This is a genomic window from Paenalicyclobacillus ferrooxydans, assembly GCF_001399675.1.
GTDB lineage: Bacteria > Bacillota > Bacilli > Alicyclobacillales > Alicyclobacillaceae > Alicyclobacillus_B > Alicyclobacillus_B ferrooxydans.
Genome location: NZ_LJCO01000083.1, coordinates 1 through 15,496, shown reverse-complemented (window position 1 = coordinate 15,496; position 15,496 = coordinate 1). Strand labels below are relative to the sequence as shown.

Here is a 15,496-nt window from a genome sequence, read left to right as displayed (position 1 = left end):
ACATCCGCAGTCCCTGGCCACGTCTGCCGTCCCCGGCCACATCCGCAGTCCCCGGCCTACGACCTGACAATCGAGACGGCACGGCGCGACGGATCGAAATAAGCCCGAAACTCCCGGTTGGCTTCGTCGACCGTGATCTCCCCGAGCACAGTCGATGTGTCGAGCAACTGGGCACCGCGGAACAGGTACGAGATGTATCCCCGGGCGATGTATCCAGGGGAGTCGAGCGTGGTCAGAAACCGGCCGAGTGCCTTTTTGCGGCAGCGTTCAAACTCCGCTTCGCCGATGCCGTTTTGCAAGGCTTCGTCAATCACCTGTTGCACGCGATCTGTTAGCCGACGCGGATCCGGCGTGTTTCCACCGATGACGGCAAAGCCGTACGTCTCAGCGCGTTCGAACTCCCAGGAGAACCCTTGGTCGATGAGACCTTCATCAATCAGTTCCTGATAAGCGCTGCTGCTGCGTCCAAAGAGCGCATCAAGGGCCACGCCAAGAGCCAGTTCACGGCGAAGGAGCTCTGGGCCGGACATCTCATTGACGGCGTCCTTCCAGGCAATCAGGCACTTCGGCTGACTGACCGCAAGGTTCACGGTGACCTCTGGGGCGTACACGGTTGGCGGTTCAGAGAAGGCTTTGCGATCAATCACCGGGATCGGCTTGAACGTCTTTTTACCCTGATTATCCTTAATCCAACCCATGACCGTTTCAGGATCAAAGCCGCCGACTGCCATCAAAACCATGTTCCCCGGGTGATAGAAGGTGTCGTAACACTCGTACAAGGTTTCTTTGGTGATGTGGGAAATACTTTCAACTGTACCGGCGATCTCGATACGCACCGGGTGCTCGTGATACAAGGCCTTCAGGAGTTCGTAAAACACCCTTGCGTCCGGATTGTCGTTGTACATCTGAATTTCCTGGCCGATGATCCCTTTCTCTTTCTCCACGTTGGCATCCGTAAAGTACGGGTCCTGAACGAAGTTGAGCAGGAGATCAAGGTTCTCATGGAGGTTGTCGGTGCAGGAAAAGAGATAACTCGTCAGATCAAAGGTTGTGAATGCATTCGCCGAGGCGCCGTAACGCGAAAACTCGGGGAACACGTCCCCAGCCTCTGATTCGAACATCTTGTGCTCGAGAAAGTGGGCAATGCCGTCTGGCACCGTCGTGTAGTCCTTCGAGGCACTGGTTCGAAAGACGCGGTCAATCGACCCGTAATGCGTGCTGAAGGTCACGAAGGTCTGTGCAAATCCGGGCTTTGGCAGCAAGACAACCTGCAGTCCATTTGGCAACCGTTCCTGGTAGACGGATTCTCCCATTGGAAATGTATTAGTTTCCATGTGTCTCCCCCTCCTGGCTGCTCAAGAAATAAACCGTGTCGAGGACGAGTTTGTCACTCACGCGGACCACGTCGTCAACCGTCACGCGGTTCATGTTGTTCATGAGCGTTTCCACATCGCGATCAATCCCGCAAAGTGTCCCGCTGAAATGGATCTCGAGGCTTGAGACCGGTTGATCCATGACCTGTTTGTACTGGTTGGTCAGGGCCCCTTGCGTGAGAGTCAGCTCCTCGGCTGTGACGTCGCCTTTGCGCATGGCTTCGACCTGCTCGAGGATGATTTCCCGCGCCTGCTCCATCACACCTGGTTCGATCCCGGTCTGAATCGCCACCAGCCCGCTGAGTCCGTCGAGGCGGCTTGAGGCATAGTAGGCAAGGCTCGCTTTCTCGCGGACATTGCGAAACAGCTTCGAGTGCGGGAAGCCGCCGAGTATGCCATTTGCGACGAGCAAGGCAGGATAGTCTTCGTCTCCGTATGAGACGCCTGTTTTGAATCCAAGATTCAATTTCCCTTGCTGCACTTTCTCCCGCTCGACGATGAAATCGGGATCGCCATTATTCCGCTTGCGCGCAGGAATCGGTTGGATGAGGGTCTTCTCCCCAGAACCGCGAAACTCCGGCAGGTGCTTCTCAAATTGGTCGAGCAGGCGTTGTCCCACATCATCCGGCTGCTTGATGTCGCCCACGACATACAGATACACCTCAGATTCCGCGAGGAACTGTTCGTAGGTGGTCCATAGGCTTTGTGGCGTGAGACCCTCGATGTCCTCTTCGTAGCCAAGCCTGGGCAGTCCTTCCGGCAGCCCTCGGCAGACATGTAAGGTGCACTGTTCCATTGCGTAGGCGATTTTGTCGTCGGTGAGGCTCGCGATCCGCTTTTGATGCAGTGACTTCTCCCGTTTGACGAACTCCGGGTTGAAGCCGTGGTCGTCGTGCATCGGATCGGTCACCAATTCAAGGCACAAATCCACGATGTTTTCGAATACGCCTTTGGCTTCGTCCGATCGCGATTCTTCCGGGATCGACGCGTACACCTCGGCGAGTTGCAACGGTCCGCGTTTCCCGCTGTTGGTCCGCACGGCAGCGCCAAATTGCTCATCACAGTAGCGCGCAAACTCGAGCGGTGACGGCAGGCGCGATGTACCGTCCGGCCACAGATATGGAATAATGGCAGTCGGCGTCACATGCTCTCTCGTCAGCGGCCGTGCCAACTTCAGCGATAGGTGGCGCGTGCGAAACTGCGATGTTGGCAGAATGTGCACGTGCAACCGCCCGCGCTGCAAGGCCAGAAATTCACCCATGGGCAACCTCTCCTTTATTTCCTTCGTGGGTTTCTTGGATGTCGTTTTGTAATCAAGCAATGACCAGACTGACTCCCTCGTATCCCGAACAACAACCTGATGGCCCGAGGTAAACACCTGATGGCCGAGATAAACAACGGAAGGTGTAACAGCCTGGATACACTACGCTGCGTTCATGGAAAAAGGGGCTTTCGCCCCCTATCCTACAGTATGAACGGATTCACTTTCCATTATGACACGGCTATGACACGGCAGCTACGACAGGGCAGCGGCGACAAAGTGGCTGCGAGAAGCCGCTATAAAACGGCGGCGAGAGCATCATTTCCAGCGCTTTTTTCGCTCAGAAGCAAGCTTTTATCGAGCAAGGCCCCGACTAAACTGGTTTCTAGCTGCAGCCTGCGCCACTTCGAAGTCAGCCTTGGAAATGATTTGCGCGTCACGGATCCACTCCTGCACCTCTCGCGTAATACGCGGCGCAACATACTTAGCGGACCCGTGACGCGCAATCAATTCGCGCTTGCTCAATTGATGTTTTGTGACACAATGCACATTTGTGAGGGCTTCCAAAAGCTCTCCGCAGAGCGGACACTGGAACAATGAAATCCCTTCTTTCACTTTTTTTGAATTCATATGGGGATTTCGCGCGCAATATGCAGGCTCCGTACCAATCACACAGAAATTTCCCTATACATGAAATTTTCTCACATTTTCGCAAGTTTGAGAAGTAGCCCAAGCATCTTTTCATCTTGGGCTACCCCTCAGCTCTATGTGAACACCCGTTAAGGGGTGGGAACCTATACCTCTTCAATTCACATAGAATCCCTTACCTGGAAGTCCGTTCTGCACCTTCACTCTGGTAGTAATGTATTCGTCCCGCCGACCTGTTGTGCATATGAGAGACGACACCAGGTGACTCTCAAAGCGCTAGCTGGATGTGTGGTATAGTAGCGTGAGAAAAGTTCGTCGAAGATTTGGCGACGATGTCACAACCTGAAGGAAGCTTCCGATGCTTCAAATCAAAAGACTTGTACAATTGGCGTTTCGCCTCGAGCTGTTTGAGGTCTTTGGGCTTGTTGCATCATTCGCGGCAACGATGATCTTTCTCTTGTCAGCCCATCGCCTTGATGACTATTACGGCATCCACGCGTACGCATCGCCGATTGTGAATGAGACAGTCGGGGTCCTCGAGAGCCCGATGCCTTGGGTATTTCTAGGCGTTGTCAGCATTCTTTTGGGAGCGTACATCCGAATTCGCAAACAGCAACCGAAAAACGCGCCCATGAGGCTGTATCTCATCCGGGTTATCATTGCTTTCGTCGTGTTAATGGCCATCTATAAAATCACCAACTTTTACATCGCAGTTTACAATCCGTTCGATCGCGATGCTGCCATTCAACACATCGACCGGGTGTTGTTTTTTGGCAAGCTTCCGTCCGAGTGGATGGAACCTTGGGTATCTCGACCACTCACGTGGCTGTTTAGTGCCGCGTATCTCTCCTGGTTCGTTCTGAGCTACGGCACAGTGCTCGTCATGGCCCGTCGGGATCGTGAGGCCATTCGCCAGTACATGTCGATGGCATTGTCCACGTTTTACATCGGATACTTTACGTATTTTCTGGTCCCAGTCATCGGCCCTGTCTTTACAGTGCCTTATGCAACTCCAATCGGCGGAGTAGACGCGTTGTTTGCGAACACACAGGCGCTCATATCGAGAGACTGTTTCCCGAGCCTCCACACCGGGATCGCGATTGTCATGATGGTTTCCGTCTGGCGGCACCATCGCCGATTTTCGTGGTTTTACATTCCCATCACGATCCTTATCATTTTCTCTACGATCTATCTACGCGTACACTACGCCCTTGATGTCTTTGCGGGAACCGGACTCTCTATCGCCATGACCCAGTTATCTCCACAGTGGGTGAAGGGCTGGGCTGCACTACACGACTGGGCTTCAGGTCTGGCAACCTCACCCAAACACCAACCGACCGTCAAAGAGCGTGCATTCTCGGAACTTGCGTAGGCTATTGAGGTCGACATTGAGTAGGCCATTGAGAGGGCTATTGAGGTGGACATTGATTGGGACATTGAGTAGGCCATTGATTGGATCAAGATCATTTATGCAGCCTTCGAAAAATATGCGATTTTCAAGCGTTATTCGTGGATAGAATTTCTAAGAGCGTCTGATATAAAGTGACAGCTTTACGAAATGTAACTTAGGCACTGTTGAAAACGGTTATAGCCTGCTGTATCATAATTCTAGTGTTCGAAGTTCATCTCTATCGCTAGAGGAGGAGAGAATCGTGGCATTCGTCATTACATCTCCATGCATCGACGAAAAGGCTGCTGACTGCGTCGAAACGTGTCCAGTGGATTGCATCCACGAAGGAGAGGATCAATACTACATCGATCCAGACACATGCATCGACTGCGGTGCTTGCGAAGCAGTTTGCCCAGTATCCGCAATTTTCCAGGAAGACTTTGTGCCTGACGACGAGAAGTCTTTCATTGCGAAAAACCGGGAATTCTTCCAGAAGTAATTCGTTTTATTGTTTTCATGCACAATCGAAGGGCACAAAGGGAAACCCGTATGGGTTTCCCTATTTATATGCCAAGATACGCCTTTTTATGCGGTACCGATGTAAGCCTCATTTCCACGCCTGGGTGAGCATCCCCGTGACATGAATGTGGCAGGCACGCCTTTGATGCGATGCCGATTACCTCGCCTTGCGCCGCGTCAACGAAAGACCATCCACGGGTGTGGTTACCCTGGTCTCCCCTTTCCGAGTCCCTTGCAGGTCTGGAATCCGGTGCAACACCCACCACGTCACCAGTTGAACAAGTCCCATTGCAAAGGCAAGGTACGGGATGGTTTTCCCCACCGGATCGAACATGATCCAGATGACGAAACTCCCCACACCGACCACGCGCCCGGCATTCGTGAAGGCTTCGCGCATGACGATGTGTTCCATCCGCACGTCGCTTTCATCTTCGTTGTCCAACCGTCCAATGGTGTCAAATACGGTACCTTGCAACGGTACGAGAAACAAGGGCAGGCAAACAGCAATCGCTGCACCGTACCATACCAGCGTCGTCGTGCGCAGCGGGAACAGAAACAAGGCTGCGCAGCACGCCATGAGCGCAGCACCGATACCCATGAACACTTTACGGTTATGCGGATGAACGAATCGACTGACGAGAAAAAACGCGCCAAATGACAATGCGCTTTGCAGTAAAAAGAACTCACCGAGTTCCATTTCACTTCCAGTGGCAATGTATAGCAGCAGTGCAATCAGAAACAGGAACACACCTTCACGCAACCCATAGATGGAGGACCCGATTAACACGCGGCGCCAGGACGGATCGCGAACACCTTGAAACATGGTCGAGAATTGAAACTTCAGACCAAGCGGTGGCTGCGACAGCTTCACGCTGACAAAGGATGCCAGGATGAACAGTCCCAACGAGAGTCCAAACACAAGGTGATAGCCACTTAATCCCCCGAGTCGATCCTCAAACGAGATCAGAAAACCGGCGACTGGCGGTGCAGCCATTCCTGCGATGGAACCAGCCACCCCGTTCATGCCATAGAATCGATCTCTCGATCCGGAAGACGTAAACCTGAGGCTCAAGTCATTGAACGAGCACCAATAAAAACCTGCGGCAGTTCCCATCAGCATGCCAAGGATAAACGGGTAGCCGGCGAGCCATTTTCCACCCCACAGGGTCAGGGCGTAGAACCCGGCATGTAACAGGACTCCGGAACGCAACGTCAATACTGAACTCCTTCGCTTGGCAATCCAGCCAGCGACGAAGAACATCACCGGCACCAGGAGGTACACTGCGAAGTTGTACATGCCAATCGCCCGAAAGTCTTTGTCCACTTTCCAAAGATAGACGTTTACAAATGTGTTCGACAGGGATACGGACAGCGCGAACAGTCCGCTGATAAACAAGAGCCACCAGGCCTCCCGGCTCAGTGGAACGCGCTCCCGTGCCACAGCATCACCTCCGTTTGTACGTCGCCGGTGACATGATGCAGCTCGTCAAACCCTCTCCGGTAGTTTGCCCAGGTCGAGACCTGCCATGCCAGCTGTGGGGCTGTGGGGCTGACACATCATACGATCGTTAAGCCTCCCCTAGGCGTTCCCCCGTCGACGACGAAAGGCCACATAAGGATCGCTGATGCGCGATGAAACTGAAAAGCAAACGAAAGCTGCGTGACTTGAAGCAAGGTAAAGCCCCGGCGAATCGCCGGGGCTTCCCTAATTTGGTCTTTGCATTACTAGGTCAGCTTGCTTGGCTTAACTGCCTTGGTTTAAACAGCCTCTACCAGCGGCAGGACCATGGGCCTGGCTTAACAGCCTCAACCCACCTCAGGACCAGCGGCGTAGCTCAACAGCCCCAACGGCCTGATCAACTGCCTGGCTCAACAACCCGGCCCGCCTTACCTTACATGTTCCGACGGTACCGGCCGCCCACCTCGTAAAGCGCATGCGTGATCTGCCCGAGACTCGCCACCTTTACGGTCTCCATCAGCTCGGCGAACAGGTTGCCGCCGGACTTGGCGACCTCTTTCAGGCGGCGCAGCGCCGCTTCCGTCTCGGTCTCGTGCGCGCTTTGGAAGACGCGCAGGTTGTGAATCTGCTGCTCCTTCTCTTCCTTCGTGGCACGGGCGAGTTCAAGCTTCGGCGCATTGTAATCCTCACGGAGAGTCTCCGGATTGATGTAGGTGTTCACCCCAATGATGGGCAGCTGACCAGAGTGCTTGAGGCTCTCGTAGTAGAGCGACTCCTCCTGGATCTTGCTGCGCTGGTACTGCGTCTCCATGGCGCCAAGGACGCCACCGCGATCGTTTAGGCGCATGAACTCTTCGAGGACCGCTTCTTCAACGAGATCGGTCAACTCATCAATAATGAACGCACCTTGCAGCGGGTTCTCATTTTTGGCGAGACCAAACTCACGATTGATGATCATCTGAATCGCCATGGCCCGTCGCACAGACGCCTCTGTCGGGGTCGTGATGGCCTCATCGTAGGCGTTTGTGTGCAGCGAATTGCAGTTGTCATAAATCGCGATGAGCGCCTGCAAGGTCGTACGGATATCGTTGAAGTCGACCTCCTGTGCGTGCAAAGAGCGACCAGACGTCTGAATGTGGTACTTCAGCTTCTGGCTGCGTTCGTTCGCGCCGTAACGGTTCTTCATCGCAACAGCCCAGATGCGGCGGGCAACACGTCCGATGACGGTGTACTCCGGATCCATGCCGTTGCTGAAGAAGAACGACAGGTTCGGTGCAAAGTCGTCGATGTTCATCCCGCGACTGAGATAGTACTCGACATACGTGAACGCATTGGCGAGCGTGAAGGCCAACTGGGTAATCGGGTTCGCCCCCGCCTCGGCGATATGGTAGCCGCTGATGCTGACTGAGTAGTAGTTGCGCACGCGGTGATCGATGAAGTACTGCTGGATATCCCCCATCATCCTGAGCGCAAACTCGGTCGAGAAGATGCAGGTGTTCTGACCCTGGTCCTCTTTCAGGATATCTGCCTGGACCGTGCCGCGAACCGTCTGCAGTGTACGTTCGAAGATGACAGCACGCTCGTCTTCGGTTGGCTTGCGGCCTTCCTTCTTCTCAAAGGCAGCTGTTTGCTGCTGAATCGCTGTGTTCAGATACATCGCCAGGATGGTCGGTGCCGGTCCATTGATGGTCATCGACACGCTGGTATTCGGTGCGCAAAGGTCAAAGCCCGCATACAATTTACCCATGTCTTCGAGCGTACAGATGCTGACGCCGCTCTCGCCGACCTTGCCGTAGATGTCTGGACGGTAATCAGGATCTTCACCATACAACGTCACACTGTCGAAGGCGGTGGACAAGCGCTTCGCCGGATCGTTTTGCGACAGGTAGTGGAACCTGCGATTCGTCCGCTCTGGCGTGCCCTCACCAGCAAACTGGCGCTTTGGCTCCTCCTCAGTCCGCTTGAACGGGAACACACCAGCCGTAAACGGAAACTCACCTGGTACGTTCTCGAGCATCGACCACCGGACAATGTCGCCCCAGTCTTCAAACCGAGGCAGCACGACCTTCGGAATCCGAGTACCGGACAATGATGTAGTGTACAGGTCTGTATGAATCTCTTTATCGCGCACCTTCGTGACAAAGGTGTCCGCGGTGTACCGTTGCTTTTTCGCCGCCCAAGTATCCACAATCTTGCGGGTCGACTCGTCAAGCTTCGCCCACAAGGCATCGTAGCGGCCTTGTAAGACCTGCGCGACGAGCGCCTCCTCATTCGCGGGCGATCCGGTGCCTACGCTGGCCGATCCGGAGCCTGCACTTGCCACTCCACTGGCCGCTCCACTGCCAACGCTGAAAGACCCGCTGGCCGATCCGGTGGCCGATGTGCCGCCCACACTTCCGCCGCCCGCAACCTGCTCCTTCGCCCCCGCAACCTGGTATGCCTGGCGCGCCAGCTTCGCTTGGTCTTCCGCGTGTTTCCGGTAGTCACGCACTGTGCGCACGACGTCGAGCAGGTACTGACTGCGCTCACCAGGGATAATCGCCGGGCGGCGCTCCCCGACCTCGCCAACCGTCAAGTGGCTCTCCCACTCGACGCCTGTCTTCTCACGCAGCACGTCTACCACTGCGCGGTACAGGCGGTTTGTGCCCGGATCATGAAACTGGCTCGCAACAGTGCCGTAGACCGGCATCGACTCCACCGGATCGTGAAAGGCGTTGCGGTTGCGCTGCACCTGCTTTCGCACATGACGAAGCGCATCCTCCGAGCCGCGGCGGTCAAACTTGTTGATGGCAACGAGATCAGCATAGTCGAGCATGTCAATCTTCTCAAGCTGCGACGGAGCGCCGTACTCCGCGGTCATCACGTACAGCGACACGTCCGACACCGAGACGATGTCCGCATCGCCTTGGCCAATGCCGCTCGTCTCAATGATGATCCAGTCAAACCCGGCCGCTTTCGCCACCACGACAGCCTCGCCGACTGCGTCCGATAGTTCCGTCTTCGAGTGCCGGGTCGCGAGGCTTCGCATATACACGTTTGGATGGTGAATCGCATTCATGCGGATGCGGTCACCAAGGAGTGCGCCGCCTGTCTTTTGGCGGGACGGATCGATGGAAAACACGGCGATCCGCTTCTCCGGAAAGTCCTCAAGGAAGCGACGGATGAGCTCATCCGTCAAAGAAGACTTGCCTGCACCGCCGGTCCCGGTGATACCAAGCACCGGAGCACTGTTCGCCCGTTCCTTCAGGCGTGCAAGCAGGTTCAGGTAGTCACCCTCGGAGATGTCTGTGTGGTCCTCGACCAAAGTGACAAACCGCGCGACGACGTTCGGATTGTTGGCTGAGAGCAGACTCGGATCAGGGAGGCCCGCTTCCGCAGCTTCCTCCGCATCGCGCGCAGCGGCTTTCGCTTCGCAGGAGCGGATCATGTGGTTGATCATCCCCTGCAGCCCCAGGCGCCGTCCATCATCTGGGGAGTAAATCTTCGCCACGCCGTACGATTCGAGCGTGCGGATCTCGTCCTGCACAATCACACCACCGCCGCCCCCGAAGACGAGGATGTGCTCAGCGCCCCGTTCTTTCAGCAGGTCGACCATGTATTTGAAGAACTCCACGTGACCACCTTGGTATGAACTGATGGCGATCCCGTTCGCGTCCTCCGCAATCGCAGCCGTCACGATTTCGTCGACGGACCGGTTGTGGCCGAGGTGAATGACCTCGCAGCCGCTTGCCTGAAGAATCCGGCGCATGATGTTGATAGACGCATCATGGCCGTCGAACAGGCTGGATGCCGTCACAAATCGGATCGGGCGGGATGGAAAATAAGGCTTCGTCTCCTGTGTAGCGGAAAAGTCTGCGCTGCGTGGAGCCTCGTTGGCCTGACTTGCGGTGGCCTGGTTCTCAGCCGTCTGATTCGCCGTGGCCTGACTTGCAGTGGCCTGGTTCGCGGCGGTCTGGGTGGTGTTCAGCGTACTGTGTTGGTGCTGTCCGGAAGCGCTGTCATTGATTTTGGTGGACATTGTAGGAACCGCTCCTCTCAAAGCGAAGTCTGGTTAGGTGCGAAGAATGGAAGAATGATCTGGTTCGGTTCGGAGAATCATGTTGATTTGCTGACGGACAAACTCGGAAAAGTCCATATCTCTGATGGCCCAACGTCGAAAGGCCCACATCTGCCCGAGGACAATGATGTCATGCGCGACCAAGGGGATCGTCTCCTCGGTCAGCTCGAGGCTTTTATCTTCCAAGCCATCCTGCAAAAGCTGTACAAACACGTCCGTGATAACTTGTTCGTTTTGCAATACGTCGTGGAGATGATGCGGCGGCAAGGATTTGCTTTCCTGATAGATGAGCAAGACTTCGTCTTCCATATCGCGGATCACGCTGAGAAACGAAGTCATCGCATGACGCAATCGTTCAAGCGCGGTTTCATGACTGGACAGGCTGTCTGCCAGTCGCTCGTGGATCTCCTGGTGAATATGCTGACAGACTAGGTACAAGATGTCTTCTTTTGACTTCACGTACTCATAGAGCGCACCGTTCGAAAGGCCGCTCGCCTTGGCGATTTCACGGGTGGTTGTCTTATGAAATCCCTTCTCAATAAACAACTCTACCGAGGCTCGGACAATCTGTTTCCGGCGCTCGCGGATTCGTTCAGGGTCTTTCACCGTAGATTCGATCTGCACCCCCATGAATGCCCTCCTCTCGAACTGACTGAGCGCTCGCTCAGTATCAGTGTAGGTTCTACTTTGCATATCGTCAAGACCCGGCTGTCGATTTGAGAGGGCTTGGCCCGCGGTGTCTGCGAAGTGCTCGCCGTTTGTCGACTAAGGGCATGGGCTGAGCCCGAAAATTGGCGTGTTTTGCGCGCGCCGGATTTCCTGATATCCTGAGTAGGACATGCTGTAAAGGAGCGTAAACAATGTCCGAAACGAATTCCGAGATGAAGTCAGAAAACACCTCTTCCATCCTGCTTGGCGCGAACGTGTCTATCGCGAAAACCGGCCTGCTTGCTGCCGTCAACGAGACGATAGAGTACGATGCAAATACCTACATGATCTACACCCGCAGTAACCGAGGCGGCAAGGCTCGGCCGATTACCGACTTCAACCGCGATGAGGCCCTTGGACTGATGAGGGATCATGGGATTTACGATCCGGTCGTACACCTCTCCTACCTCGTCAACTTAGCGAGTCCGAAGGAAGAGACGTGGGAGTACGGCATCTCAGTCCTCACCGAAGAGATCGCGCGCGTGGAATACCTCGGCTTTCGCTATATTGTCATGCATCCCGGGAGTCACGTCGGTGAAGGAGTGCCGTACGCGCTCGAACGGATCGCCGAAGCACTGAATCAGATTCTAACCGGCGACGAGAAACTGACCATCTGCTTGGAGACGATGGCTGGCGACGGATCAAAGGTTGGAAATTCGCTTGACGAGATCGCCGACATTATCTCCCGAGTGAAGCACAATCATGTTCTCGGTGTTTGCATCGACACCTGCCATAACTACAGTTACGGATACGATGTGGTGAACGACTTTGACGGATTCCTGCATCAGTTTAACGAGATTATCGGCCTCGACAGATTAAAGTGCGCGCACATTAACGATTCAAAGAACCCATTTGACTCGAAGAAAGACCGGCACGCAAACATCGGAGAAGGATCGCTTGGGCTCGAGGCTATCAAACGGATCGTTCATCACGATGCCCTGCGCGGCATTCCGCAGATCCTCGAGACGCCGGCCGGGAAGTATCGTGCGGAGATTGACCTTCTGCTCGACCGCCAGGCCTAAGGGACCAGGCGCGGTACCTGATCTGATTGCCTGGGCGCCCAGCTCTTCTGATTTCCCTGCTTGGGAGTCTTGGTCTGTTGTGGGCGCCTGGGCTTATGGTTCCGGCTTGATGCCTGAGTTGTACGCAAAGAAATGAATCAGCCAATCGTAAATCAACTACCATAAATCATCTGCTCGTGTTGGCTAATGCTGAACCAGCCGCCATGCTTAGTGCATTGGCGGCTTTTCGTATCTGGTATATCTCTCAATTTTCTCGGCCAAGCTGATTGATGTGACAGTCAACTGGGAGAAAAAGGAGAGGTTACCTATGCACCGCCATGGACTTCAATGGTTCACCACGGTGACGTTTCTGTTACTCACCCCAATCGTTGCATATGCAGCGGCAAACAACTCGATGTGGTCACACGCGACTTCCAATTCAATGAATTTGCAGACCACACAGACGTACACCGTACAACCGGGAGATACACTCTGCGGAATCTCTCAAAAACTAGGTGTCAGCCTGTCAGATTTGATAGCGTGGAACGATATTACGAATCCGAACTTGTTACTGCCGGGGCAGTCTATCACTTATACGACATCTAGTTCACAGAGAGAGGTGCAGTCGAACGTCCAACAAGTCGGCGGTCAGTCGGGCACGTCAAGCGGGATCGTCCAACCTGTATCAACAATATCAGGACCGAATGCTGGTGTGCCGGCATCTGTTTCAGGCCTTGGAAAGGTTATAGACTGCAAATTGACAGCCTACACAGCAGGGCCGGAGTCAACCGGTAAAGTGCCCGGCGACCCCGGATACGACATCACAGCCAGTGGAGCACGAGCCGTGCAAGGCGTTACCGTTGCTGTCGATCCGTCAGTCATCCCACTAGGCACCAAACTGTTTATTCCGGGAGTCGGGTTTCGAGTTGCACAAGATACGGGCGGAGCGATCATCGGGGACCATATTGACGTGTTCTACAACGACTTGACGACGGCCGTGGATTTTGGTGTTCGCCAGCAGGTTCCCGTCTATATTCTGCCGAACTGGTTTCCATTTCCCGCGAGCTAAGGGGCTTTTCAAATGACTCTGCGAGCGGCTGAGGCCACAGTGCTGAGGCCACAGTGCTGAGGCCAGTGCTGAGGCCAGTGCTGAGGTCTGTGTGTGGGCGCCTACTTTGACTCATGCCACCCGCTGAGGTCGGGGTGTGAGCCCCTTAGGTACCCGCTCCAGCGGCTAAGGTCAGGGTGTGAGCCCCTTAGGTAACCCGTTCCAGCGGCTAAGGTCAGGGTGTGAGCCCCTTAGGTAACCCTGTTGAGTCGCTGTTGATTCATTTGAATACACATTAGATGAATGCATATTGGAGAGCCCCAGGCATTGCGCCTGGGGCTACCTTTTTTCCTTTAATTGATCTCCTTTCGTTGAGTCCATAGGATACCAGTCGTTGACTCAGCTTAGAGAGGAGAACTGCCCCAGTTGGGCGTGCCTCCCAAGCTGTTCTATTGCCCCACTACACCCATTCAGCGCTGACGACGACGCTTCGAGACAAAATTTGCTGCCCAGCATGCTGTCCAACTGAGAAACACATAGAGCAACAACCACGGCCAAAAATTCATCGTTAGAAAAAACTTCATGACCGCGAACGGAACGCCGAAGGACAGAACAGTGGAAATCAGCACAGGAGCGGTTCCTCCGCGCATGAGCGTATAAAGTAAAAAGCTAACAATGATGACCAGTATGGGAATCCATGCGGCGATCCAGTTCATCACGTACCCGGGTTCCACACTCACTCAGTTCACCTCCCCTTCACCATGAAGGCAAGCACTCTTTGACATTGTACAAGGTCAAGCTTCGGTATGCTATAAAACATGTCACATCGGAACAAAAGTTGATAAGGCGATATTTACAGAACGCCCAGACCCAAACCAACCCCCACTTAGTCGGCCAGACCGACTTAAGTCACCTCATCGCGACAGCCTTAGTCGGTCTCAGCCTACTAAACCCGGAATTCTGCCGAGTTAAGTCGCTCTGAGCGACTTATTCAGCCGCCCAGACCCAGACCAACCTCCACTTAGTCGGCCAGACCGACTTAAGTCACCTCATCGCGACACCCTTAGTCGGTCCCAGCCTACTAAACCCGGAATTCTGCCGAGTTAAGTCGGTCAAAGCGACTTATTCCGCTGTCCAAACCCAAACCAACCCCCACTTAGTCGGCCAGACCGACTTAAGTCACCTCATCGCGACACCCTTAGTCGGTCCCAGCCTACTAAACCCGGAATTCTGCCGACTTAAGTCGGTCAAAGCGACTTATTCCGCCGCCCGAACCCAGACCAACCTCCACTTAGTCGGCCAGACCGACTTAAGTCACCTCATCGCGACACCCTTAGTCGGTCTCAGCCTACTAAACCCGGAATTCGACCGAGTTAAGTCGCTCAGAGCGACTTATTCAGCCGCCCAGACCCAAACCAACCTCCACTTAGTCGACCAGACCGACTTAAGTCACCTCATCGCGACAGCCTTAGTCGGTCTCAGCCTACTAAACCCGGAATTCTGACCAGTTAAGTCGCTCAGAGCGACTTATTCCGCTGCCCAAACCCAAACCAACCTCCACTTAGTCGGCCAGACCGACTTAAGTCACCTCATCGCGACAGCCTTAGTCGGTCCCAGCCTACTAAACCCGGAATTCTGACCAGTTAAGTCGCTCAGAGCGACTTATTCCGCCGCCCAGACCCAGACCAACCTCCACTTAGTCGGCCAGACCGACTTAAGTCACCTCATCGCGACAGGCTTAGTCGGTCTCAGCCTACTAAACCCGGAATTCTGCCGAGTTAAGTCGGTCAAAGCCACTAACGTTGCATTAAATAGTCGTTGGGGTGTCAAGAGCATCACACTGCATGGCAACAGTACGTAGTCGGAATGTTCGGTTAGTTTAGCTGGATGTGTATGGCCTAAAGAGATTACACCTCTTAGACAGATAGCCTACATTCCAGATTTTGGCGTATTTAGACTGGGTCGTACTCCAGGTCATCCAAGTGTTCAATATCTCCGTCTACGTACTGCTGCAGCGTCTGGGAGAAGACTT

Annotated in this window: 11 protein-coding genes; 4 read left to right on the top strand and 7 right to left on the bottom strand. The window is 54.5% G+C overall.

Going from position 1 to position 15,496, the window contains the following annotated elements; all coding sequences use genetic code 11:
• Nucleotides 1–56: 56 nt before the first annotated feature.
• The 3 genes from yfmH to AN477_RS19360 form a co-directional block, all read right to left on the bottom strand.
• Complete coding sequence (gene yfmH, locus AN477_RS19370; protein ID WP_054970834.1) at nucleotides 57–1,334, bottom strand: EF-P 5-aminopentanol modification-associated protein YfmH; 1,278 nt, start codon at nucleotides 1,332–1,334, stop codon at nucleotides 57–59.
• A complete protein-coding gene (yfmF, locus tag AN477_RS19365; protein WP_054970833.1) occupies nucleotides 1,324–2,634 on the bottom strand; it encodes an EF-P 5-aminopentanol modification-associated protein YfmF in 1,311 nt (436 codons plus the stop codon). Before yfmF ends, yfmH begins: the two co-directional genes overlap by 11 nt.
• Before the next feature lie 354 nt (nucleotides 2,635–2,988).
• Nucleotides 2,989–3,264, bottom strand: a complete 276-nt coding sequence (locus tag AN477_RS19360) for a hypothetical protein (RefSeq protein ID WP_157062073.1) — start codon at nucleotides 3,262–3,264, stop codon at nucleotides 2,989–2,991.
• A 376-nt stretch (nucleotides 3,265–3,640) separates the two neighbouring features.
• On the opposite strand from AN477_RS19360, the gene AN477_RS19355 reads away from it, so the two are divergent.
• Nucleotides 3,641–4,654, top strand: a complete 1,014-nt coding sequence (locus tag AN477_RS19355) for a phosphatase PAP2 family protein (RefSeq protein ID WP_054970831.1) — start codon at nucleotides 3,641–3,643, stop codon at nucleotides 4,652–4,654.
• 280 nt (nucleotides 4,655–4,934) lie between these two features.
• A complete protein-coding gene (locus tag AN477_RS19350; RefSeq protein WP_054970830.1) occupies nucleotides 4,935–5,171 on the top strand; it encodes a ferredoxin family protein in 237 nt (78 codons plus the stop codon).
• A gap of 177 nt (nucleotides 5,172–5,348) precedes the next feature.
• Here the strand turns inward: AN477_RS19350 and AN477_RS19345 are convergent, their stop codons facing one another.
• The 3 genes from AN477_RS19345 to AN477_RS19335 all read right to left on the bottom strand — a co-directional run bounded on the left by AN477_RS19345 (nucleotide 5,349) and on the right by AN477_RS19335 (nucleotide 11,337).
• The gene (locus AN477_RS19345; protein WP_054970829.1) at nucleotides 5,349–6,632 is read right to left on the bottom strand and encodes an MFS transporter; all 1,284 of its coding nucleotides are present in this window, start codon (nucleotides 6,630–6,632) and stop codon (nucleotides 5,349–5,351) included.
• A 451-nt stretch (nucleotides 6,633–7,083) separates the two neighbouring features.
• Nucleotides 7,084–10,668: a methylmalonyl-CoA mutase family protein gene (locus AN477_RS25560; RefSeq protein WP_245631902.1), complete on the bottom strand. Its 3,585-nt coding sequence runs from the start codon at nucleotides 10,666–10,668 to the stop codon at nucleotides 7,084–7,086.
• Nucleotides 10,669–10,701: 33 nt separating this feature from the next.
• Complete coding sequence (locus AN477_RS19335; RefSeq protein WP_054970828.1) at nucleotides 10,702–11,337, bottom strand: TetR/AcrR family transcriptional regulator; 636 nt, start codon at nucleotides 11,335–11,337, stop codon at nucleotides 10,702–10,704.
• Nucleotides 11,338–11,567: 230 nt separating this feature from the next.
• Here AN477_RS19335 and AN477_RS19330 point away from each other — a divergent pair, with 230 nt between their 5' ends.
• On the top strand, nucleotides 11,568–12,437 hold the full coding sequence (locus tag AN477_RS19330; RefSeq protein WP_245631901.1) for a deoxyribonuclease IV: 870 nt from the start codon (nucleotides 11,568–11,570) through the stop codon (nucleotides 12,435–12,437).
• A 307-nt stretch (nucleotides 12,438–12,744) separates the two neighbouring features.
• Entirely contained in the window at nucleotides 12,745–13,485 is a 741-nt protein-coding gene (locus AN477_RS19325) for a 3D domain-containing protein (protein WP_054970827.1), read from the top strand.
• 449 nt (nucleotides 13,486–13,934) lie between these two features.
• Here AN477_RS19325 and AN477_RS19320 read toward each other — a convergent pair whose 3' ends face one another.
• Nucleotides 13,935–14,204 carry a hypothetical protein gene (locus AN477_RS19320; protein WP_054970826.1) on the bottom strand — a complete coding sequence of 90 codons (270 nt, stop codon included), beginning with the start codon at nucleotides 14,202–14,204 and terminating at the stop codon, nucleotides 13,935–13,937.
• Nucleotides 14,205–15,496 lie beyond the last annotated feature (1,292 nt).

Excerpts from the sequence above, each read along its gene's own strand:
- yfmH (WP_054970834.1), bottom strand. The coding sequence starts at position 1,334 with ATGGAAACTAATACATTTCCAATGGGAGAATCCGTCTACCAGGAACGG.
- yfmF (WP_054970833.1), bottom strand. The coding sequence starts at position 2,634 with ATGGGTGAATTTCTGGCCTTGCAGCGCGGGCGGTTGCACGTGCACATT.
- AN477_RS19360 (WP_157062073.1), bottom strand. The coding sequence starts at position 3,264 with ATGAATTCAAAAAAAGTGAAAGAAGGGATTTCATTGTTCCAGTGTCCG.
- AN477_RS19355 (WP_054970831.1), top strand. The coding sequence starts at position 3,641 with ATGCTTCAAATCAAAAGACTTGTACAATTGGCGTTTCGCCTCGAGCTG.
- AN477_RS25560 (WP_245631902.1), bottom strand. The coding sequence starts at position 10,668 with ATGTCCACCAAAATCAATGACAGCGCTTCCGGACAGCACCAACACAGT.
- AN477_RS19335 (WP_054970828.1), bottom strand. The coding sequence starts at position 11,337 with ATGGGGGTGCAGATCGAATCTACGGTGAAAGACCCTGAACGAATCCGC.
- AN477_RS19330 (WP_245631901.1), top strand. The coding sequence starts at position 11,568 with ATGTCCGAAACGAATTCCGAGATGAAGTCAGAAAACACCTCTTCCATC.
- AN477_RS19325 (WP_054970827.1), top strand. The coding sequence starts at position 12,745 with ATGCACCGCCATGGACTTCAATGGTTCACCACGGTGACGTTTCTGTTA.